This is a genomic window from Nonomuraea sp. CX421 (assembly GCF_059358955.1).
In genome coordinates this window covers 162368-183234 of record NZ_JCADBK010000005.1, presented here as the reverse complement: position 1 = coordinate 183234, position 20867 = coordinate 162368, and the positions used below count along the sequence as shown (strand labels likewise).

Sequence of the window (20867 nt, the reverse complement as noted above, 5' to 3'; positions counted from 1 at the left end):
TGATCCGGTCGGGTCGGATGTGGCCGGGTCGGATGTGGCCGGGCCTGATCCGGCGGGGCCTGAGGCGGGTCGATCTGGCCGTCGGATGCGACGGAGCCGGATCGTCCACCGCGACACGTCTGGTAACGTGCAGAGCATGCTGCGTGTGCTGCTTCTTAGCTGCCGCGGCGGGGGCCACTGAGGCCGGCTCCCTCGCCGCGGAGCCCGTCATGCGCGTCGGCCGTTCTTCATCGACCGACGAGGAGCCCCAGAGATGACCGCTCAGCAGCCCAGTTCCATGCCTTATCAGCGCTATCAGCCGTTCGAGCCGATCCGCCTGACCGACCGCACCTGGCCCGACCAGGTGATCACCAAGGCGCCCCGCTGGTGCGCGGTCGACCTCCGTGACGGCAACCAGGCACTGATCGACCCGATGGACTCACACCGCAAGCTGCAGATGTTCGAGCTGCTGGTGCGTATGGGCTACAAGGAGATCGAGGTGGGCTTCCCGGCCGCCTCGCAGACCGACTTCGACTTCGTCCGGCAGATCATCGAAGAGGACCGCATCCCCGACGACGTGGTCATCCAGGTGCTGACCCAGGCCCGGCCCGAGCTGATCGAGCGCACCTTCGAGTCGATCCAGGGCGCCCGGCAGGCGATCGTCCACCTCTACAACTCCACCTCGACCCTGCAGCGCCGCGTCGTGTTCGGCCTGGACAAGGAGGGCATCACCGCCATCGCGGTCGAGGGCGCCAAGCTGGTCAAGAAGCTCGCCGACGCGAGCGACGTGGACGTACGGTTCCAGTATTCTCCCGAGTCGTTCACCGGCACCGAGCTGGAGTACGCCGTCGAGGTGTGCGACGCGGTCAACGACGTGTGGCAGCCCACGCCCGAGCGCAAGGTCATCGTCAACCTGCCCGCCACGGTCGAGATGGCCACGCCCAACATCTACGCCGACCAGATCGAATGGATGCACCGCAACCTCAGGCGCCGCGACTCGATCATCCTGTCGCTGCACCCGCACAACGACCGCGGCAGCGCCGTGGCCGCCGCCGAGCTGGGCTACATGGCCGGGGCCGACCGCATCGAGGGCTGCCTGTTCGGCAACGGCGAGCGCACCGGCAACGTCTGCCTGGTCACGCTCGGCATGAACCTGTTCTCCCAGGGCGTCGACCCCGAGATCGACTTCAGTGACATCGACGAGATCCGCCGCATCACCGAATACTGCACCCAACTGCCCGTGCACCCGCGCCACCCGTGGGGCGGCGAGCTGGTCTACACCGCCTTCTCCGGCTCCCACCAGGACGCCATCAAGAAGGGATTCGAGCACCTGGAGCGAGACGCCCACGAGGCGGGCGTGCCGGTCGACGACTTCACCTGGGCCGTCCCCTACCTGCCGATCGACCCGAAGGACATCGGCCGCACCTACGAAGCGGTCATCCGGGTCAACAGCCAGTCGGGCAAGGGCGGGGTCGCCTACATCATGAAGTCCGACCATCAGCTCGACCTGCCGCGCCGGCTGCAGATCGAGTTCTCGAAGGTGGTGCAGGCCCACACCGACACCGAGGGCGGCGAGATCAGCCCGGCCACGATGTTCGCCATCTTCCAGGACGAATACCTGCCCAACCCGACCAACCGCTGGGGTCGGCTGAGCCTGATGGCCCACCGTCACGAGTCCACGGTCGACGACAAGGACCGCATCAGCGCCGACGTACGCCTCAACGGTGAGATCCGCGAGGTGGAGGGCATCGGCAACGGCCCGATCTCAGCGTTCATCGACGCCATCTCCAGGGTCGGCTTCCAGGTACGGGTGCTCGACTACGTGGAGCACGCGATGAGCGCGGGCAGCGACGCCAAGGCCGCCTCCTACTTGGAGTGCGACATCAACGGCCAGGTGCTCTGGGGGGTCGGCATCGACGCCAACACCACCACGGCCTCGCTCAAGGCCATCATCTCCGCGATCAACCGCGTATCTCGCTGACCGCACTGCTCGCTCCACCGCCGGGCCCTGCATGATCTGCGGGGCCGGCACCTGGGGTGCGCCCACAAGGCCACACACCCGACCACTTGACCGCCTTCCCATGATCACGGGGCGAGGCGGTCGAGTCGTTTGAGCTGGGCTTGTTACTTGCCGGGCGTGCAGTCGTACAGCTCGCCGTAGCGTTTCTGGGCGATGCGCATGAGCTCGATCAGATCCTTGATCCCGTCCCTTCCCTTGGTGACTCGGGCCAGGTAGAGAGTGAGCAGTTGCTCTTTGCCGTCGCAGGGGAACTTCGCGACAACTCGGTACGGCTGGTCAGCGAATGGTGTATTCGGAAGATATGCAGCTAGGCCGTCACCAAGGTCGGCAGGGAGCGTGACTCCGCCGTGCCGGCTGTAAACCTGACGTCTGTCATGAAGGACGAAGTCCAATTGCTCACGGGGCATGTCGTCCCCCTCCTGCAGCCACCGCACCTCTAGAGGCCGAGGAGTTGTGTCCGGTGCCCAGCAGTCGCCGTCCCATTGACTGCCGTCTGTTTTCTCGGCGAGGGGTCCGGTCGCTCCACTGACCAAGCGAAACGCTTGCTCGGGAATAAGTTCGCAGACGTATGGCGCGGATTCCACGACTGGCTGGTGGACCGGCGCAGATGTTGGAGCGATGTCGCTCTCTGGGGTACACGCTGCGGTAAGCAACACGAAAGTAGTCAGAAAAGCAGGCAGACGAGGCCGTCTCATGTGCTACCCCCGGTAGAGGCTGGGATCTGGAGGGCGAGATAGTCGTCTACCTCACTGGTCCTGCGGAAGGTGCTCATGAAGCGATCTAGCAGGTCGTCACTTCCTCCAGTTTCGCGAGCCCAGGCGAGGAACGAGCTATATTCCTGCGGTGTCATCTCGGCGAAGGGCTTGAGAATCGGCGGGGATCCAGATGTGAATACCAACTCGCCCAGGCTGAAATCGTTCAACAGGCCCTTGTTCAGCATGGCTGTGGCGAGCATCTGCTCCGCCAGCCTCTCCACCGCGAGCCGGTTATTCGCCAGCGTCCGGTGTGTCTCGTCCAGCCCCTGCCCGTGTTCGGACATCTGCCGGGCGACCTGTTTGGCGACCTCGTCGTACGCGGCTCCGGCCATTTTCTCGTAATGCGTGCTGACCAGGTTGCCGAAGGCTCCGGCGGCCAGCTCGCCGACCTGTTTGGCCCCCGGCACGGGGAGCAGGCCGATCGCATCGCGCACCATGGTTTTCAACGACTCGTCCACCTTCTTGTCGTTCAGCCCCTGGGCAATCAACACCTGGCGGCGGATTTCCACGATGTGGCTGAAGGGACGTGCCTCTGCCACGGTCCGGTCTATCAGGAACTGTTTGATGTCGGCCTTGTCGACCCGGCCGTCCTCATCGAAGTCGAACTTCTTGACGTCGGCCTTCGTGAAACCGAGCCGCTCGGCGTTGGATGCGGTCAAGCCCACTGGTGCCACGGTGTCGAGTGCCGCTCGCATGTGTTCGGTCTGCGCTCTCACCAGTGCTTCGAAGCCGGCGTCGTGGGAGGTGGCCAGCACGAGTGCGTAGGACATGTCCTGGGCCGCGACCTTGCCGAAGGTGGCGTGGTTCAGGAGGAGCCGGGAGAGTTGGTCGATGTTGGCGGAGATCGCGCGGGCCACGGGGTAACTCAGGGGTGCGAGACGGTCAAATGCTTCTCGGTTCCTGATCTCCAGGTTGCCGTCTTCGGCTTTGCCGAAGGCGCCTCGCACCTCGTCAGCGACGATTTTGGTCAGTTCCGCGGCCAGTCTCTGGGAGGTGGCGTCCTGGCCGGTAGTAGCGGTCACCAGCATGTCGTTGAACGGCGCATGGTCCTTCAGGTAGAGAGAAGCGCCCCACCGGGTCGTGAGCAGATAGTCCAGCACGGATGTCTTCCACCCGGCCGGGGTGTGGTCAAGCAGGGTGTGGGAGGCCTCGCGGCTGGACTTCGCCGCGTGGAACAGGTCGTCCACCACCGATGATCCGCCCTTCGCGCCTGGAACACCGGCTTGCGTCCCCGGTCTCAGCAGGGTGCCGAGGCCCAGTGCGCCGGCCAGGTCGATAGTGGGGATCTGGGCGCTCGCGAAGGCGCGGCCCAGCGGATCCTTGCTCGCCGCCCACTGGTCCTTCCGCTGCTCGTGCTCGTAGACGATCACGTCACGCCCGACGACCTCCATGAACTCCTTCGAGAACGGTGTCTTCCCATGATGGGCACGCCAGATGAGGGCCTGCGCCTGGTAGCCCGAGTACGTCGTGTCGCCGGTTCTGTACTCGGCCCGGCCTTCCTTCGCCAGGTCCTTGAGGAAGTCGGCGCCCATGTACGCCGGATCCTTCGGGTTGGTTCCTTTGGCCAGGGCGGTGGCCAGCATGCTGAGGGCCTTCTGACCGGAGACGGAGAGCCGGTCCGCGCGGCCTGCGTCCTCACGATTCATGGCATCGCGCAACTGTACGGCGAAGGAGCCGGGCGACCGCGTCACGCCTCGTGCGCCCAGGGTTCCCAGGAACGCCTTGACGAACTCGGTGTCCCCGGTGCGTGACGCGTATTTCCGCAACTCCGCCAGCGCCTTGGCATCCCCGTCGGCGGCCTTCAGCGCGGCACGACCCGCGAGTGTTCCTTCCAGGAGTCCCTTCGCGATCTCCAGCCGGTCAGGCATCTCCAGGAAGCTTCCGGCGGGTGTGCTCCTCCCGAAGGTGACCTTCTGCCGCTGCAGTTCGTGCACCAGTCGCTGGCGTCGCCGCAGGTCCTCGGCCTGCGTGGTGACCCGTTCGGCCAGCTCGCGCAGGCGCGTGGCCGGAGCGGTGTCGAGCCCGGCGGTCCGCAACTCGCCGTACAGGGTCTGCGCTAGCTCTTCCAGCAGCCCGGCGGCCTGGGCATGCTTGCCCGCCATCGTGTCGAACTCCGGCAGTTTGACCCCGCTGAACTCTGTCATGACCTGTCCGGATGCGATGCCAGCTCCTGGTTCGCGCTGTGTACGGCCTGAGTGAGCATGTCGCGCAGCTCCCGCTGGTCGGCGTGGACCTGGGCGTCGAACCGGGCACCCGTCGGTCCCACCCACGCGTCGTTCTCCATCAGGCGGCAGGACGGATCGAGCGCCCACCAGTGCTCGTCCGACAGCCGCTGGATCCGCTCTGCCACGGCCCGCATCGCCTCGCGATCGACGTTAGCCACGATGATTCCTCGCATGGCTCGCTGCACAAGAACCAGATCAGGAGGCGGCGTCCCCCACGGGCTCACACGGTATGCAACATCACGTCAACAAACAAGCTGAAACTCAGTGAAAGTATGGAGCGCATTCCGAGTATGTGTGCATTGGTCTGTTTGTCTGACTATGAGCATGACTTCGGTTCCGCTCGACAAAGGGAGGTGGTGTGGTCCCGTCGAGGGGGAATGGGCGGTGATCTATGGATCTTCTCCCGCTAAAATTGAAACCGGCTGGATGCGTTGAACATCAACTGAAACGGCCCGGCTGGGAACGGGGCCGGAGGGGCGGCCAGTGCGCCATAGCCGACAGAAAGATCATGGCCGCCGGAGTAGAACGGACGCGCCGACTGTGCCGTTTTGCGCGTTCGAACATCGTCCCGGTCGACTCGTCGTGGTGGCGGAGGTCAAGCGGGCATCCGTCGCGAGCGACGGCGCCTAACAAGCCAAGGCCATCAGGAAAGGGGAAGATCGTGCTCGCTCGTTTCGGGCCGCTGGTCGCCTGTGCCCGGTCGGAGCGATGAGTGATCGACAGGAAAGCGTTGCGGAACTGCTGCGGATGGCGTTGCTGAACGCCGCGTACCGCAGGTTGTTCTCATGTCTTACGGCGGATCCGCACGCTTGTGGCGTCTCACGGATGACTCTCCGTGAGAGTGGAAAGCCCCTGCTCAGGCGTGTTGATCAGTCGAACTCGCCGTTCATCACGCCGGCGATGAAGGCGTTCCACTCGTCCGGAGTGAAGATCAGTGCTGGGCCGGTGAGATCCTTGCTGTCGCGGACGCCTCGGCGCCCTCCGGACAGTTCGGCGACCTCAACGCAGTTGCCGCCATCGGGTCCCGAGTGGCTGGATTTGCGCCAAATGGCTGTGTCGAGTTCTCGAGTCAGCTCGTCCATCGCTGCAGCGTCTCCTTGATCACTTCTAGGGATTCACGCTGGGGCAGTGCTTCGGAACGAATCCCCTCATATCTGTATGTTAGGGCGCTGACGTCCTCTGGTCGCTCTGTTACTCGGCTCATGACTCCAGCGGATTCGACATACGCCCTGTCGAAAACTCCGTGAGCTTGAGCAATGGCGAATCCGCCGGCCAGACCGGTCGTGGAGTAGGCCGTGAAAGGCAGGATCTGGATGGTGGTCCGGGGAGTTCGGCCCGCTTCGAGGAGGTGGGTGAGCTGCGCCGACATTATCTCGGGGCTGCCGATTGGGCGATGCAGGACTGCCTCATCGATCACGACCCACAGCAGTGGCGGCTTGGGGCGCCGGAGAATGCTCTGCCGTTCCATTCGGGCGATCACATGCTCCTCGATCTGTTCGGAAGTCACGCCGACATCGCCGCCCAGCACGGCGCGCGCGTAGTTCTCGGTTTGGAGCAGGCCGGGCACGACCAGGGGCTCCCAGGAACGGATCGCCTCCGCCGTGGCCTCCACCTCGAGCCAGGGCCGAAACCAGGGTGGAGCCGAAGCGTGGCTGACCATCGGCCAGAGCCGCATCAGCGCTCCCTCGGCCTCCAGTGCCTCGTCGCAGTGGCGGGCGAACTCCTCCGTGGGCGACCGTCTGGCTGTCTCGATCATGCTGATCGTGCCGACGGAGTAGGAGACCGCCTTCGACAGGCGGATCTGGGACCAGCCCCGGGCCTTACGGTGCCGCCGTAGCTCGAAGCCGAAGAGCGCGGTCGGCGAGTCGGCGGGGCACAGCTCGCTCTCCTTGGGCATTTGACCTCCCGGGGGTCGCCGCCGTTTCAACGAAGCTTTCACCGAAACGGTTGATGGCGTATCGAAGTCAAGCGACTACCAAGTGTAGCCGTGGCTTGGGATGGTGGGAGGGCCGATGAGGGCTGACTTCTTCGAGTGGGTGAAGCCGTGAAAGCAGTGAGCGCGGAGCCGAGGGTCATGGGCTCGATCCATCTGGCGGGCATTCGCGAGTCTGTCTCACATGCTCGTGCCGAGGTGCGCAGATGGCTCGGGGAGGATCATCCTGTGGTCGACGATGCCGTGCTGGCGGCGTCCGAGCTCGTGACGAACGCGCTCCGGCACTCCGACGCCAGGCCGTACGACCTCATCGGCCTCACCGTCACCGTGACGGAGGAGATGGTGTATGTGGAGGTGCGCGATCCCGGTTCGGCGTTCTCCGGGCCGCACGTCCGGCAGGAGCCGCAGGCGGAGGACGGTCGGGGCCTGCTGATCGTCCGTGAGATCTCCCAGGACTGGGGGACCCGAGAACACGGCCGTGGGCTGGGCCGTACTGTCTGGTGCGCCATCCAAATCGTTTCTTGAGTTGTCCGCTTCCAGGTCGCTCTCCGTTCGACGAGCGTGTCCCCGGCCGGCCGGGGGCGGATGGCGTCGTCCCTTCCGTGGAGAGTCGTCTCCTCTTGGGGAGGTGTCACGGAAAGCGTTCGGCCCGGGGCCTTCCCTCCGTGGCCCGGGCCGGACGCGGCCCCCGAAAGAGCGGGCCGCCCGCCTCTCGGGGGCCGTCTCCATGGGGTCGGACGCAGGCCGTGGCGGCTCAATGGATCGGGGGGTCATCCGCGCCGCAGCCCTCCAGGCCGCCTGAGCATGACGGGGTGGCCAGGGCTGTCCCTTAGGCGGGATGTGGGTGCGATGGCTACTCCAGGTCTATCTCATGGGAATAGTGAACGTTGCGTTTCTTAGGGCGGAGTTCTATGCTCCTTAGAGAACGACTCGTTCTCTAAGGAGCGGTCATGAAGTTCGTCCTCCCCGGACTGCTGCTCGCGATGCTGCTCGGCGCGCTCGACCAGACGATCATGGCGCCCGCCCTCCCGGCGGTGGCGACCGCGCTCGGCGGGCTGGACCAGATGCCCGCCGTGATCACCGCCTACCTGGTCGCCGCCACCGTGGTGATGCCCGTTTACGGCAAGCTCGGCGACCGCTACGGGCGCAAGCCGATGATGCAGGCGGCGATCGTCATCTTCGTCACCGGCGCCGTGCTCTGCGCGCTGGCCGGATCGATGCCGCAGTTCGTCGCGTTCCGCGCGCTGCAGGGCGTCGGCGGCGGCGGGCTGATGATCGGCGCACAGGCGATCATCGGCGAGCTCGTCAGCCCCCGCGAGCGCGGCCGCTACCTGGGCCTCATCGGCGCCGCCTACGTCGTCGCGGCCGTCGGCGGACCACTGCTCGGCGGGTTCATCGTCGACCGGTTCGACTGGCGGTGGATCTTCGCCGTCTACCCGCCGCTCGGGCTGATCGCGCTGGTGCTGCTGACGGTCACGCTGCGGCTGCCCAGGCCGGTGAGTCGCGCGCCGATCGACGTCGCCGGCGCGCTCACCCTGGCCGTCGCCGTGGTCGGCGTCGTGCTGCTCGGTCAGACCCGAGAGCCCGTTTTCCTGGTCGTGGCGCTCGCCGGCGCCGTCGCGTGGCTGGTGAGCGCGAGGTACGCGGCCGACCCGATCCTGCCGCTGCGGCTCTTCCGCGACCGGGCCTTCGCCGTGCCCGTGACGATCAGCATGCTCGTCGGGTTCGCGCTGTTCGGCACCGTCACGTACCTGCCGGCCTACCTGCAGATCGCGCTGCGCTCCACCGCCACCCAGGCCGGGCTGCTGGTCACGGCGTTGATGGCCGGCGTGCTGATCACCACCATCGTCTCCGGCCGGCTCATCACCCGGACCGGCCGCTACAAGCCCTATCCGGTGGCGGGCACCGCCGTGGCCGCGCTCGGCCTGGCGCTGCTGCCCTTCGCCGGCGGCGCCGCGGCGATCGCGGGCGTGATGCTGCTGGTCGGGCTCGGCATCGGGCTCGTCATGCAGGTCATGGTGCTGGCCGCGCAGAACGCCGTCGACTACGCCGACCTCGGCGCCGCCACGTCGTCGGTGACGTTCATGCGCCAGATCGGCGCCTCGGCCGGGGTCGCGCTCGCCGGAGCGCTGATCACCTGGCGGATCGCGGGCGACATTCCCGTGGCCGGGCCGGCCGGCCTGCCCGAGAGCGTGCGGGCCGCGTTCGCCGAGGCCGTGCCGCCCGTCCTCGGCGGCATGGCGCCGCTGCTCGCCGTGGCCTTCGTCCTCGCGCTGGTCCTGCCGGCGCGTCCCCTGCGCACCACCGCTTACGTCGAGGAGAGAGCATGACACTCGTCGCGCCCCTGCGGGCGTTCGGCCGTGACGACCTGGCCCTGGCCGGCGGGAAGGGAGCCAACCTGGGAGAGCTGGTCCGCAAGGGCTTCCCCGTCCCCGACGGCTTCGTGATCACGACCGCCGCCTACGACCTGGTCGCCGGCGGCCACGACACGCGCGCCCACTTCGAGCGGGTGGAGCTGCCCGCCGAACTGCGCGAGGCCATCGCCGCCGGCTACGCGGCGCTCGGTCGCGGCCCGGTCGCCGTCCGCTCCAGCGCCACCGCCGAGGACCTGCCCGGCGCCGCGTTCGCCGGCCAGCAGGACACCTACCTCAACGTCGTGGGGGAGGAGGCCCTGGCCGACGCCGTACGCCGGTGCTGGGGGTCGCTGTGGGGGGACAGGGCCGTGGCCTACCGGCACCGGCTCGGCATCGACCCGGGCGAGGTGCGCATCGCGGTGGTCGTGCAGAGCATGGTCGAGGCGGAGACGGCCGGCGTGCTGTTCACCGCCGATCCGGTCACGGGCGACCGCGCGCGGATCGTGGTCGACGCGAGCAGCGGGCTGGGGGAGGCGGTCGTCTCCGGTCTCGTCACCCCCGACCACTACGTGCTCGACGCCGCGGGGGAGGTCACCGCGTACACGCCGGGCCGGCGCGAGGTTGTCATCCGCGGCGCGGCGGGCGGCGGGGTCGTCCGTGAAAGTGGTGCCGGCGCGTCCGGCGCGTCCGGCGAGCGGCTGCCCGGCGAGGCGCTGCGCGAGCTGGCCCGCCTGGCCGGCGAGGTCGCCGGACACTTCGGCAGGCCGCAGGACATCGAGTGGGCCTATGCCGGCGGCGAGGTCAGGCTGCTGCAGGCGCGTCCCATGACGGCGCTCCCGCCGCCGCCGCTGGGACGGCTCAACCCGGTGCGGCGCAAGCTCGGCGCGATCCTGCTGGAGTACATGCCGGTGCGGCCCTACCCGATCGACATGTCCACCTGGGTTCCGTACGGCCCTGCCGGGCTGATGGCCAGAGTGACCGGCCACTTCGGCATCAGGGGCGCCTTCGAGGACTTCCTGGTGGAGGAGGAGGGCGTGGTCTACGCGTTGGTGCCGCCGCGCCCCCGTCCGTCGATCCGGATGCTGGCCACGCCGGTGCGGATCCTCCGGCTGGCCAGGCGCCACGACCCTGCCCGGTGGACCGAGGACCCGCGCTTTCGCGCCTTCGTCGGCGCGACCGAGAAGCTGGAGTCCCGCGACCTGGCCGCGCTGCCGTGGCCGGAGCTGGTCCGGGTGCCCAGGCAGGCGCTCGACCTGGTGCAGCCGGTGGCCGACCTGCGCATCGACTACCTGCCGGGCAGCGGCCTCGCGCTGCTGCGCCTGCTCGTGTCGCTCAAGCTGCTCGGGCGCGGCAAGGAGTTCGGCGATCTGATCGCGGGCGCTCGCACCCGCACCTCCGACGCCAACCAGGCGCTGGAGGAGCTGGCCGAGGAGGCCCGGCTGACGGGCGCCCTCGACTCCGACCCGACCCCCGCGCCCTTCGCCGCCAAGCTGCGGGACTTCCTCGCCGAGTACGGCCACCGCGAGACGGCGAGCCCGCTCCTCGTCACCCCGCCGACCTGGGCCGACGCGCCGGAGACGGTGCTCGGCCTGGTCAGGGTGCTCGCGGCCAAGCCGCCTGCTCCCGCCGCCGGTGGCGACGCGCTCGAACGGCTGCTCGCCCACCCCCGGCTGCGTACGGCGGCCCGCCGGGCCAGGATGACGCGCCGGGTCCAGGCGGCGCGCGCCGGCGTCGCCTTCCGCGAGGACAGTCACTTCTTCTTCACCGAGCCGCTGCCCGTGCTGCGCCGCTCCCTGGTGGAGATCGGCCGCAGGCTGCGCGACGCGGGGCTGCTCCAGGAGCCGGAGGACGTCTTCCATCTGCGGCTGGAGGAGCTCGAAGGGATCGACGACGTCAGGACGCCGGCCGAGCCCGACCGTGAGCGGTTGCGCGCGGCCGTGCTGCGGAGGGCGGCCAAGCGGGAGGAGTTCGCGGGCGTGCGGCTCATCGACCCGGCCGCGATCTTCCCCGCGCGGCCGGCGGGTGACGCGCTCGTCGCCGGGACGCCTGCGGGCGGCGGCACGGCCACCGGACCGGTGAAGGTCATCGCGGATCCGTCCGAGTTCGGCCGCCTGGCCGAAGGCGACGTGCTCGTCTGCCCCTACACCAACCCGTCGTGGACGCCGTTGTTCCAGCGGGCCGCGGCCGTGGTGGTGGACACGGGCGGCAGCGCCTCGCACGCGGCGATCGTGGCCCGCGAGTACGGCATCCCGGCCGTCATGGGCACCGGTGAGGGGACCTCGGTGCTGGCCGACGGGCAGTTGGTGACCGTCGACGGCGGCACCGGCCTGGTCTCCGCGGCTTCGTAGGATGCGTGACATGGTGACCGACCACCGCAAGCTGCCCCGCCGTCGCGGCGAGGAGCTCAGCGCCGCCATCTTCCGGGCGACGCTCGACGAGCTCGCCGACGTCGGCTACGCCGGGCTGACCATGGAACGGGTCGCCGAACGGGCCAAGGCCAGCAAGGCGTCGCTCTACCGGCGCTGGCCCACCCGCATCGAGCTGGTGATGGACGCGGTCTACCACCTGCTGCCCGCCCCGCTCTCGGTGCCCGACACCGGCACGCTGCGCGGTGACGCGCTGGCCGGGCTGAGACGTACGGCGGAGTTGCTGACCGGACCGGCGGGCGAGGCGCTGCGCGGGCTGCTCGGCGAGGCGCTGGGCGACGAGTCGCGCGCCGCCAGGTTCCGGGAGAACTCCCAGCGGGCGGGCAGGCGGATGATGGAGGAGATCACGCGCCGGGCGATCGAGCGGGGTGAGATCGATCCGGCCGCCGTCACCCCGCTCCGCCTGGACGCCGGGCAGGCGCTGCTCAGGCAGCACTTCCTCTTCGCCGGCCCGTCCATCCCCGACGAGCTGGTCGTTCGGATCGTCGACGAGGTGATCGTGCCGTTGTTCGGCTCGCGGTGAACGGCTCAGCGCCAGGCGGCCGGAGCGGCGTGGCGGCCCGTCCTGGCCATGGGCCGATGTCGTGGCCGGCCCGTCGGCGGCGGAGCTGTGACCGGCCCATCGGCCGGTGGAGCTACTGAGCGAGGCCCATCATCCCGGCCAGCAGGCGCGCCGAGTGGTCGAAGACCGCCCGCCTGTCCTCGATCGTGTTCTCGAACTGGCCGAACACCTCGAAGTTGATCCACCCGTACAGGCCGGTCCACGCGGTGACGCAGCGCAGCAGCACGTCGCCGGGCACGCCGGGCATGAGCTCGCCGATGACCGCCGTCTCGGCGACCGCGGCCGGTGGCGGGGCGGGCGCGGGGGGCGGCGGGGTGAGCGCGCCCGCGTGGTACGCCTCCGACAGGATGCGCCCGTACACCGCGACGTCGCGGACTCTGGCGGAGACCGTGTCCTGCGGCGCGTGATAGCCGGGCACCGGCGAGCCGTACAGCAGCGCGTACTCGTGCGGGTGCGCCACCGCCCAGTCGCGGACGGCGTGGCAGGCGACCAGCCATCGGCCCAGGTAGTCGTCCGGGGAGCAGGCGGCGTCGGCCTGTTCGACCGCCTCGCCGAGCGCGTTGTAGCCGTCGATGATCAATGTGGTCAGCAGGTCATCGCGGCTCGGGAAATATCGGTAGATGGCCGATGAGACCATGCCCATCTCCCGCGCGACGGCCCGCAGGGACAGGCCCCCGGCGCCTTCGGTGGCCAGCTGACGGCGGGCGATGTCGGCGATCTCCCTGGTCAGCTCGGCCCTGACTCGTTCTCTGGCGGTACGGCTGGCTGTCATGCCCCGCACGCTACCAGAGCGGCGGCAAAAAACGAGAGCACCGCTCTTGACGACTGTCGCTCATGTGGGAGAGCATTGCTCTCGTAAGAGAACGGCAGTCACGAGGAGAATGCGATGCCCACCCTCGCCAAGGGGGCCAACCTGGCCCTGATGTTCCTGCTGGAGCTCGGTGTCCTCGCCGCCGCCGGCTACTGGGGCTTCACGCTGAGCGAGAGCTGGGGCGTCAAGCTGCTCGCCGGTCTCGGCGGGCCCGCCCTGTTCGTGGCCGTGTGGGCGCTGTTCGGCGCGGGAGGCGGCGCCAACGCCGTCTTCCCGCTGACCGGTCCCGCCCGCGCCGCGCTCGAGATCATCTGGTTCGGCGGCGGAGCGCTCGCCCTCCATGCCGCCGGTCTGACCACCCCGGCCGCCGTCCTCGCCGCCCTCTTCGTCGTCAACGCGGTCCTCCGTCTCGTCTGGAAGCAGGTCTGATCATGGGTAAGCACGTCGTCGTAGGTTCCGGTCAGGTGGGCGCCCATCTGGCCGGCAAGCTCCTCGCCCGGGGACATGAGGTCACCGTGGTGACCCGCTCGGGCAGCGGCCCCGCCGGGGCGACCAGGGTGGCGGCCGACGTCGCCGACCAGGCCAGGCTGATCGAGGTCAGCAGAGGCGCCGACGTCCTCTACAACTGCGTCAACCCCCAGTACCACCGCTGGCTCACCGACTGGCCGCCGATGGCCGCCTCCTTCCTGGGCGCGGCCGAGGCCACCGGCGCGGTCCTCGTCATCCTCGGCAACCTCTATCCCTACGGTCCGGTCACCGGCCCCATGACCGAGGACCTGCCGCTCGCGTCCACCAACCCCAAGTTCCAGGTCAGGGCCAGGATGTGGGCCGACGCGCTGGCCGCGCACGAGGCGGGCAGGATCAGGGTGACCGAGGTGCGGGGCTCCGACTACTTCGGCCCCGGCGCCACCGACCAGTCCTACCTCGGAGACCGGTTCCTCGTGCCGCTCCGCGAGGGGAGGACGATCCAGCTGGTCTGGCCCGCCGACATGCCGCACAGCTGGACCTACCTGCCCGACGTGGCCGACGCGCTGATCGTGGCCGGCGCCGACGAGCGGGCCTGGGGGCGGCCGTGGCACGTGCCCACCGGCGAGCCGCGTACCTTCCGGGAGATGGGGGAGCGGATGGCCGCCCTGCTGGGCCGGCCCGCGCCCCGCCTGATGCGGCTGCCGTGGCCGGCGGTGCGGGCCGCGGGCCTGTTCTCGCCCATGATCGGCGAGCTGCGGCACACCCGCTACCAGTTCGTCGCGCCGTACGTGCTCGACTCGTCGGCGTTCCAGCGTACGTTCGGCCTCGCGCCGACCCCGCTGGACGAGGCGCTGAAGGCTACGCTCGAGGCGTGAAGATCGCCATGATCGGCCTGGGCGACATCGCGGAGAAGGCCTACCTTCCCGTGCTCGCCGCCCAACCCGGCCTCGACCTGCACCTGTGCACCCGCGACAGGCACACGCTCGACCGGCTCGGCGACGCCTACCGCGTCGCGGCCCGGTTCTCGTCCGTGGACGAGGTGATCAAAGCCGGCGTCGACGCCGCCTTCGTGCACGCCGCCACGGTCGCGCACCGCGAGGTGGTGGAGCCCCTGCTGGAGGCCGGGGTGCATGTGTACGTCGACAAGCCGATCGCCGACAACCTGGCCGACTGCGAGCATCTCGCCCGGCTGGCCCGGGCCACGGGCAGGTCGCTGATGACCGGCTTCAACCGGCGCTACGCTCCCGGCTACACCGGGCTCGCCGAGCTGCCCCGTCACCTCGTGCTGATGACCAAGCACCGGGCCGACCACCCCGACGTGCCCAGGCGGGCGGTGTTCGACGACTTCATCCACGTGGTCGACACGCTGCGCTTCCTCGCCCCCGGCGAGATCACCGGCACCAGGTTCCGCACCCGCGTACGCGACGGGCTGCTCGAACACATCGTGCTGGAGCTGTCCGGCGACGGGTTCACCGCCCTCGGCCTGATGAACCGGGTGAGCGGCGCCGCCGAGGAGACCTGCGAGGTCATGGGCGACGGGGTCAAGCGCCGGGTGGTCAACCTCGGCGACGTGATCGACCACGCGGGTGGCGAGACCCTCACCAGGCGGCCCGACTGGACCCCGGTCGGCAGGCAGCGCGGCATCGAGCAGATCTGCCTGGCCTTCCTCGACGCCGTCCGCGACGGCCGCACGATCACCGCCGACGACGCCCTGCTCACCCACGCGATCTGCGAGGACATCGTCAGGCAGGCCGATGCCGCCGCATCCACCGGTCCGAGCGGGTCAGCATCTGGTTGAACGTCCCGCCGCCGAGCCGGGCCAGCACGGTGAAGCCGCTCTGGTCATGCAGCGGGCTGGAGGACGAGACGACGCCGGCCACCAGGTCGCCGTACAACGCGGGCCCGCCGCTGGCGCCCGCCGGAGCGTGGCAGTTGCGCGTGACGAGCAGCCCGGGCTCGCGCGAGATGGCCTCGACCGCGTCGCCGACGCAGTGATAGAGCTCGGTGCCTGGGTAGTGCCGGCCGGCCGGGTAGCCGAGCAGTTCCAGGCCGCCGAGCGAGGTGCCCCTGCGGGTGCGCAGCGTCCGCAGCCCGCGCCCGGTCACGTCCTCCAGTGGGCGCCTGCCCCTGGCCACCCCGACCAGTCCGACGTCGTACGGGAGCAGCTCCGGAGAGTACGGCTCGCTCCGCCAGCGATCCGGCACCCACGTCCGCACCGCGCGCCAGGCGCCGAACGGCGGGCGGCCCTCCTCGTAACCGGGAAGGAACGTCACCCGCTTCAGCGTCCGGCCCTTGTCGTACAGGCAGTGCGCGGCGGTCAGCACCAGGCTGCGGCTCTTCGACCTGATCACCGAGCCGCCGCACAGGACGGTGCCGCCGGTGACCGGATCGCGCGACAGCAGCACCCCCGACAGGCGGTGGTCCGAGGTGTGGGGAGCGGCGACCGGCGCGTAGCCCAGCCGGTCGCCGCCGGGTGTCAGGACCCGTTGCTCCGGCACGGACCGTAGGGACAGCTCCGAGGCGCCGGTGGGGTCGAGTAGGGCGAGGGACAGCACCAACCTGAGCACGGACGACACTCTAGAGGCGTCATGATCAGCATCCTGACCTGCGACACCTTGGCTTTACCAACCTGTGGACCGGGCGGGTGACCGGTGACGAGCCGGGCCGGCTGCTTGGTGCGGCATCCGGTGAACGAGTGATCTCGCCGTGCCGGCCGGTGTGGCCGAGCGGGTAGGTGCTTGATCAATGACGCCGCCTGGCGGTTGGCCAGAAACGCGATCATGCTCCTTCCCTTCCGTTTGCGCGGTATGGACGGCACGGTCGCGATCAAGGTCGCGCCCACCAGCCGACGTACGTGAGCCAGATGCCGATCAGGGCTAGCAGGCCGAAGAAGACGCGCGCGAGAGTCAGCGAGGTGGGGTCGAGCGTGGCGGTCTCGGCGAGGTCTTGCACCGCTGAGGTGGTGGCGACCAGCCCGACGCCGCGCAGCAGCACGAACCAGCCGAACACGGAGATGGCGATCGCGGCGGGGCCGCGCCAGTTCCGGTGTCCGCCAATGATCACCAACCCTCCTCCGATCATGACCGCTCCCAGGATCCACGCGATCGCCGGATTTGCGAACAGGCCGTCGATAAGCCCCGTGGCCGTCGGTAAGCGGATCGCGAGAATCGTGGTGAAGATGGCGATGTAGGGGCCGATCACCCGAGCGAACGCCCGGGTCCGCAGATGGGCATCAAGGTCCATGGCTGACATGAAGAGTCTCCATTCATAAACCGCTGGTCGGTTTATGAAAACGGTATGCTGACGATCGTGGCCTGTCAACGGACGTTCGCGAGGTGGAGCAGCGCATGGCTCGTCAAGTCAAACCGGAGGAGTACGCGGCGCGACGTGCTCAGATTCTCGCCACCGCTCTTGAGCTGATCTGGGAGAAGGGCTACCAGGAGATGACCATCTCCGATGTGCTGACGACGCTCAGCATCTCCAAAGGCGCCTTTTACCACTACTTCGACTCCAAACGAGCCCTCCTTGACGGCATCGTGGAGATGTTCGCGACCGACTTCAGCACCGCCGCCCAGCACGTTGTGTCGGACCCGGCGCTCGACGCGATGGCCAAGCTGCGCACCTACCTGCTCTCCGCCCTCGACTGGAAGGCGGAGCGCAGCAGCGAACTCGCGGCGATCGGGCACATGTGGCGGCACGAGGACAACGCGGTGCTCAAACAGCGCATCAGCCAAGCATCGCAGCGGATCCAGGGTCCGCTGCTGGCCGCGATCATCCGGCAAGGATGTGCGGAGGCAGTGTTCGACGTCACCCACCCCGACGAGGCGGCCCTCATCATCGTCGGCATGGGGCTGCAACTCGGCGACGCTCTCATCGACGCCTTCACCGAACCTGCGGACCGCACCTCTCCGGCGGACCAGCGCGCCGTGCTCGTCGAAGCTCACCTTGAGGCCCTCGAGCGCATCCTCGGAGCCACGCCGCGAGCACTGACCGTCCTCACGCCTCAGATCGCAGGTACGTCATTCCCGAGCTGACGAGCAGAACGAGGCTTTCGCCGCGGGCTACTGCCAGGGTGGCCACCGAGATCTGATCTGAACCTGTCGAACGCAGCGATACCCACGACTCCATCCGAGAGCGAGTACGACAATGGCGGCCCCGTGATCACATACATGATCACGGGGCCGCTGCTTTTCGATCTACTTCGCCAACGGTGTCCTCACGAGCAGGCGGAGTGCGGCAGGCCGTCAGGGGTAGAGGCCGCGCATCTGGTGGGCCTCGGCGACCCGGCCCACGCCGATCACGTGCGCCGCCTGCCGGAGTGTGAGGCCGCGGTCGGCCGACAGCGACTTCACCTCGCCGTAGGCGCTCTCCATCAGGTCGCGGAGCCGCATCTCGACCTCGGCCGCGCTCCAGGAGTAAGCCTGCATGTTCTGCACCCACTCCAGGTAGGACACGATCACCCCGCCCGCGTTGGCCAGGATGTCGGGCACCACCGTCGTGCCGTGCTCGGCGAGGATCTCGTCGGCCTCGGGAGTGGTGGGCCCGTTGGCGCCCTCCACGATGAGGCGGGCCCGGATCCGGGGCGCGTTGCCGGCGGTGATCACGCCTTCGAGGGCGGCGGGCACCAGCAGGTCGACGTCCAGCTCGAACAGCTCGTCGCGGTCGAGCGCGTCGGCGTGGCGGTAGCCGCGCACGCCGCCCGTCTCGGCGACCCAGGCGCGCAGGTCGGCGATGTCGAGGCCGCTGCTCGCGTGGACCGCGCCTGACACGTCGGAGACGGCGACCACGGTGCAGCCGGCGTCGGACAGGTACTGGGCGGCCAGCGCGCCCACCTTGCCGAACCCCTGCACGGCGACGGTCACACCCTCGGGCGAGCGGCCGAGGGCGGCCAGGGCCACGATCTGCACGCCACGCGAGGTCGCGCCGGCCCGGCCGAGCGAGCCGCCGAGCGCCGTCGGCTTGCCGGTGACGACGCCGGGCACCGAGTAGCCGGCGTTGACGCTGAAGGTGTCCATGATCCAGGCCATGGTCTGCTCATCGGTGCCGACGTCGGGGGCCGGGATGTCCTTCTCCGGGCCGATCAGCGGCAGGATCTCGTTGACGTAGCGGCGGGTCAGCCGTTCGAGCTCGCGGGTGGTCAGCGTCTCGGGGGCGACGGCCACGCCGCCCTTGGCGCCGCCGTAGGGGATGCCGACGAGCGCGCATTTCCAGGTCATCCACATCGCGAGCGCGGTGACCTCGTCGAGGTCGGCGCTGGGGTGGAAGCGGATGCCGCCCTTGGCGGGGCCGCGCGAGACGTTGTGCTGGACCCGGAAGCCCTGCACGACGTCCAGCCGGCCGTTCTCGCGGCGGACGGGGACCGAGACGGTCAGTGAGCGGCGCGGCGTGGCGAGCATGAGACGGAGCCCGTCGTCGAGCCCGAGATGGTCGCCGGCCTGGCCGAGTTGGTGGAGAGCGGAGTCGAGGGCCTGGCGGCCGGGAGTGATCGGAGCCGGCGTCTTTGACGGCACCACGAGGGTCATGGGAACGCATCCTCCTGTTTTGGATGCCCAAGTACGGGTAAAGCGCCGTTGCTTTAATCCTTTTGGGCGTACTTGTTGTGATCATCTCAAGCGGGGGTCAGTCGTGCACGGCCAGGTCGGCGAACACATCGAGACTGATCTGTTTCCGATCAATCCAAGCCGATGATCGATGTGCTGGATACGTGCCACTCTGGCACGCTGATGATCCAGAGTGTGCCGAACTGTCGAATTGAGGGATATGCATGGCCGCGCTCGTGATCGGCCCGATGCTGCGCTACGTCGACGCGTCCAGCGCCACGATCTGGGTGGAGACCAGCGATCCGTGTACGGTCGCCGTGCTGGCCGGGGACCGGTCGTGGCAATCGCCCACGTTCGCCGTGCACGGCCACCACTACGCGCTGGTCGACCTGACCGAGTTGTCCGGAGACATCGACTCCTACGCGGTGGAGCTGGACGGCGAGCGGGTGTGGCCGCTCGAAGGGCGGCCGCCGAGCCGCATCCGGCTGCTGCCGGCCGAGGGGCCGCGCCGGCTGGCGTTCGGCTCGTGCCGCACCAGCGTCCCCCATGACACCGCGCACGTCCTGACCCACGGCGAGGACGTGCTGCGCGCCTTCGGCGGCCGGTTGATGACGGCCGGCGAGGAGGAGTGGCCCGACCTCCTGGTGCTGCTCGGCGACCAGGTCTACGCCGACAGCCCGTCACCCGAGATGCTCGACTTCATCCATGAGCGCCGCGACACCGAGCCCCAGAACGAGATCGCCGACTACGAGGAATACTGCGAGCTCTACCGCCAGGCCTGGAGCGAGCCGGAGATCCGGTGGCTGCTCTCCACGGTGCCGAGTGCGATGATCTTCGACGACCACGACCTGCGTGACGACTGGAACACCTCGCAGACCTGGCGCGAGCAGATGGCCGAGGTGTCCTGGTGGCGCCGCAGGGTGATCTCCGGACTCGGGGCCTACTGGGTCTACCAGCACCTCGGCAACCTGTCACCGGCCGAGCGAGCCGACGACCCGCTGCTGCGCGCGCTGATGGACGGCGATGGGGGCGACGCGCTCGACGCCTTCGCCGACAAGGCCGACACCGAGCCGAGCAGCAACCGCTGGAGCTACTCCCGCGACCTCGGCCACACCCGGCTGATCATGATCGACACCCGGTGCGCCAGGCAGCTGACCCCGGGAGACCGGCGGATGCTCGACCCGGGAGAGTGGGAGTGGCTGCTCGACGAGGTGGCCAAGCCCGCCGACCGGATCGTGATCGGCTCCTCGATCCCCTTCCTGCTGCCCGAGGGCGTCCACTCGGTGCAGAACTGGAACGAGGCCCTGTGCGACGGAGCCTGGGGCAAGGTCGTCCAGCGGCTGTCGGAGAGGTTCAGGCAGTTCGTCGACCTGGAGCACTGGGCCGCCTTCCGCCGCTCCTTCGACGACCTGGCCAGGCTGCTCGCCCGCATCGGCAAGCCGGTGCTCATCCTGTCGGGCGACGTCCACTACTCCTACGTGGCCAAGGCCCGCACCGCGCCCGTCTGGCAGATCGTCTGCTCGCCGATCCGCAACCCGCTCAGCCCGGTGCTCCGCTGGGCCAACGTGATCACGCAGTTCGGCGTCGCCACGGTCGTCGGCGGCCTGCTCGCCCGGCTGGCCGGCATCCGGCGGCCGCCGTTCCGCTGGCGGGTGACCGAGGGGCCGTGGTTCCAGAACGCCCTGGCCACGCTCACCTTCCCCGACGAGGCGACCTGGTTCGAGTCGTCCGGCAACACCCTCAAGCAGATCGACTCCGTACGGCTCCGCTGACCGCCACCGCGGCCGGACCTGT

The 20867-nt window shown here is 69.1% G+C and carries 19 protein-coding genes; 10 read left to right on the top strand and 9 right to left on the bottom strand.

All coding sequences use genetic code 11. The features are described 5' to 3' along the window. The first annotated feature begins 253 nt into the window (after positions 1–253). On the top strand, positions 254–1960 hold the full coding sequence (leuA, locus tag AC5L3X_RS12245; protein ID WP_494857042.1) for a 2-isopropylmalate synthase: 1707 nt from the start codon (positions 254–256) through the stop codon (positions 1958–1960). A 143-nt stretch (positions 1961–2103) separates the two neighbouring features. Here leuA and AC5L3X_RS12240 read toward each other — a convergent pair whose 3' ends face one another. The 5 genes from AC5L3X_RS12240 to AC5L3X_RS12220 form a co-directional block, all read right to left on the bottom strand. After that, the gene (locus tag AC5L3X_RS12240) at positions 2104–2406 is read right to left on the bottom strand and encodes a hypothetical protein (RefSeq protein ID WP_494857040.1); all 303 of its coding nucleotides are present in this window, start codon (positions 2404–2406) and stop codon (positions 2104–2106) included. Between the two features lie 284 nt (positions 2407–2690). Then, positions 2691–4898, bottom strand: coding sequence for a hypothetical protein (locus AC5L3X_RS12235; RefSeq protein ID WP_494857038.1), 2208 nt, complete (start codon positions 4896–4898; stop codon positions 2691–2693). Then, entirely contained in the window at positions 4895–5137 is a 243-nt protein-coding gene (locus AC5L3X_RS12230) for a hypothetical protein (RefSeq protein WP_494857037.1), read from the bottom strand. The genes AC5L3X_RS12235 and AC5L3X_RS12230 overlap by 4 nt, the downstream gene beginning before the upstream one ends. A 711-nt stretch (positions 5138–5848) precedes the next feature. Continuing rightward, positions 5849–6061, bottom strand: a complete 213-nt coding sequence (locus AC5L3X_RS12225) for a DUF397 domain-containing protein (protein ID WP_494857036.1) — start codon at positions 6059–6061, stop codon at positions 5849–5851. Further along, a complete protein-coding gene (locus AC5L3X_RS12220) occupies positions 6049–6876 on the bottom strand; it encodes a helix-turn-helix domain-containing protein (protein WP_494857034.1) in 828 nt (275 codons plus the stop codon). Before AC5L3X_RS12220 ends, AC5L3X_RS12225 begins: the two co-directional genes overlap by 13 nt. Before the next feature lie 177 nt (positions 6877–7053). On the opposite strand from AC5L3X_RS12220, the gene AC5L3X_RS12215 reads away from it, so the two are divergent. The 4 genes from AC5L3X_RS12215 to AC5L3X_RS12200 all read left to right on the top strand — a co-directional run bounded on the left by AC5L3X_RS12215 (position 7054) and on the right by AC5L3X_RS12200 (position 12215). Then, a complete protein-coding gene (locus AC5L3X_RS12215; protein WP_494857232.1) occupies positions 7054–7437 on the top strand; it encodes an ATP-binding protein in 384 nt (127 codons plus the stop codon). A gap of 425 nt (positions 7438–7862) precedes the next feature. Continuing rightward, on the top strand, positions 7863–9242 hold the full coding sequence (locus AC5L3X_RS12210) for an MFS transporter (protein ID WP_494857033.1): 1380 nt from the start codon (positions 7863–7865) through the stop codon (positions 9240–9242). Continuing rightward, complete coding sequence (locus AC5L3X_RS12205; protein WP_494857032.1) at positions 9239–11614, top strand: PEP/pyruvate-binding domain-containing protein; 2376 nt, start codon at positions 9239–9241, stop codon at positions 11612–11614. The genes AC5L3X_RS12210 and AC5L3X_RS12205 overlap by 4 nt, the downstream gene beginning before the upstream one ends. Position 11615: 1 nt before the next feature. After that, positions 11616–12215 carry a TetR/AcrR family transcriptional regulator gene (locus AC5L3X_RS12200; protein WP_494857030.1) on the top strand — a complete coding sequence of 200 codons (600 nt, stop codon included), beginning with the start codon at positions 11616–11618 and terminating at the stop codon, positions 12213–12215. 112 nt (positions 12216–12327) lie between these two features. On the opposite strand, the gene AC5L3X_RS12195 is transcribed toward AC5L3X_RS12200, so the two are convergent. Beyond that, positions 12328–13026 (bottom strand): TetR/AcrR family transcriptional regulator, encoded by a 699-nt coding sequence (locus AC5L3X_RS12195; RefSeq protein ID WP_494857028.1) that lies wholly within the window; start codon positions 13024–13026, stop codon positions 12328–12330. A gap of 114 nt (positions 13027–13140) precedes the next feature. Between AC5L3X_RS12195 and AC5L3X_RS12190 the strand changes: the two genes are divergently transcribed. From AC5L3X_RS12190 to AC5L3X_RS12180, 3 genes are read left to right on the top strand one after another with little or no spacing between them, the layout of a single operon-like run. Next, positions 13141–13494, top strand: a complete 354-nt coding sequence (locus AC5L3X_RS12190; RefSeq protein ID WP_189123742.1) for a YrdB family protein — start codon at positions 13141–13143, stop codon at positions 13492–13494. Positions 13495–13496: 2 nt separating this feature from the next. Next, positions 13497–14408: an NAD-dependent epimerase/dehydratase family protein gene (locus AC5L3X_RS12185; protein ID WP_494857026.1), complete on the top strand. Its 912-nt coding sequence runs from the start codon at positions 13497–13499 to the stop codon at positions 14406–14408. Continuing rightward, a complete protein-coding gene (locus tag AC5L3X_RS12180; protein WP_494857024.1) occupies positions 14405–15331 on the top strand; it encodes a Gfo/Idh/MocA family protein in 927 nt (308 codons plus the stop codon). The genes AC5L3X_RS12185 and AC5L3X_RS12180 overlap by 4 nt, the downstream gene beginning before the upstream one ends. Here AC5L3X_RS12180 and AC5L3X_RS12175 read toward each other — a convergent pair. After that, positions 15276–16100, bottom strand: a complete 825-nt coding sequence (locus tag AC5L3X_RS12175) for a trypsin-like serine peptidase (RefSeq protein WP_494857023.1) — start codon at positions 16098–16100, stop codon at positions 15276–15278. The two genes, AC5L3X_RS12180 and AC5L3X_RS12175, sit on opposite strands and share 56 nt — an antisense overlap. Before the next feature lie 259 nt (positions 16101–16359). Then, positions 16360–16785 (bottom strand): hypothetical protein, encoded by a 426-nt coding sequence (locus AC5L3X_RS12170; RefSeq protein WP_494857021.1) that lies wholly within the window; start codon positions 16783–16785, stop codon positions 16360–16362. Positions 16786–16868: 83 nt separating this feature from the next. Here AC5L3X_RS12170 and AC5L3X_RS12165 point away from each other — a divergent pair, with 83 nt between their 5' ends. Beyond that, a complete protein-coding gene (locus AC5L3X_RS12165) occupies positions 16869–17567 on the top strand; it encodes a TetR/AcrR family transcriptional regulator (RefSeq protein ID WP_494857019.1) in 699 nt (232 codons plus the stop codon). 210 nt (positions 17568–17777) lie between these two features. Here the strand turns inward: AC5L3X_RS12165 and AC5L3X_RS12160 are convergent, their stop codons facing one another. Beyond that, a complete protein-coding gene (locus AC5L3X_RS12160; protein ID WP_494857017.1) occupies positions 17778–19055 on the bottom strand; it encodes a Glu/Leu/Phe/Val family dehydrogenase in 1278 nt (425 codons plus the stop codon). A gap of 242 nt (positions 19056–19297) precedes the next feature. Between AC5L3X_RS12160 and AC5L3X_RS12155 the strand changes: the two genes are divergently transcribed. After that, positions 19298–20845, top strand: coding sequence for an alkaline phosphatase D family protein (locus AC5L3X_RS12155; protein ID WP_189123747.1), 1548 nt, complete (start codon positions 19298–19300; stop codon positions 20843–20845). The last annotated feature ends 22 nt before the right edge of the window (positions 20846–20867 follow it).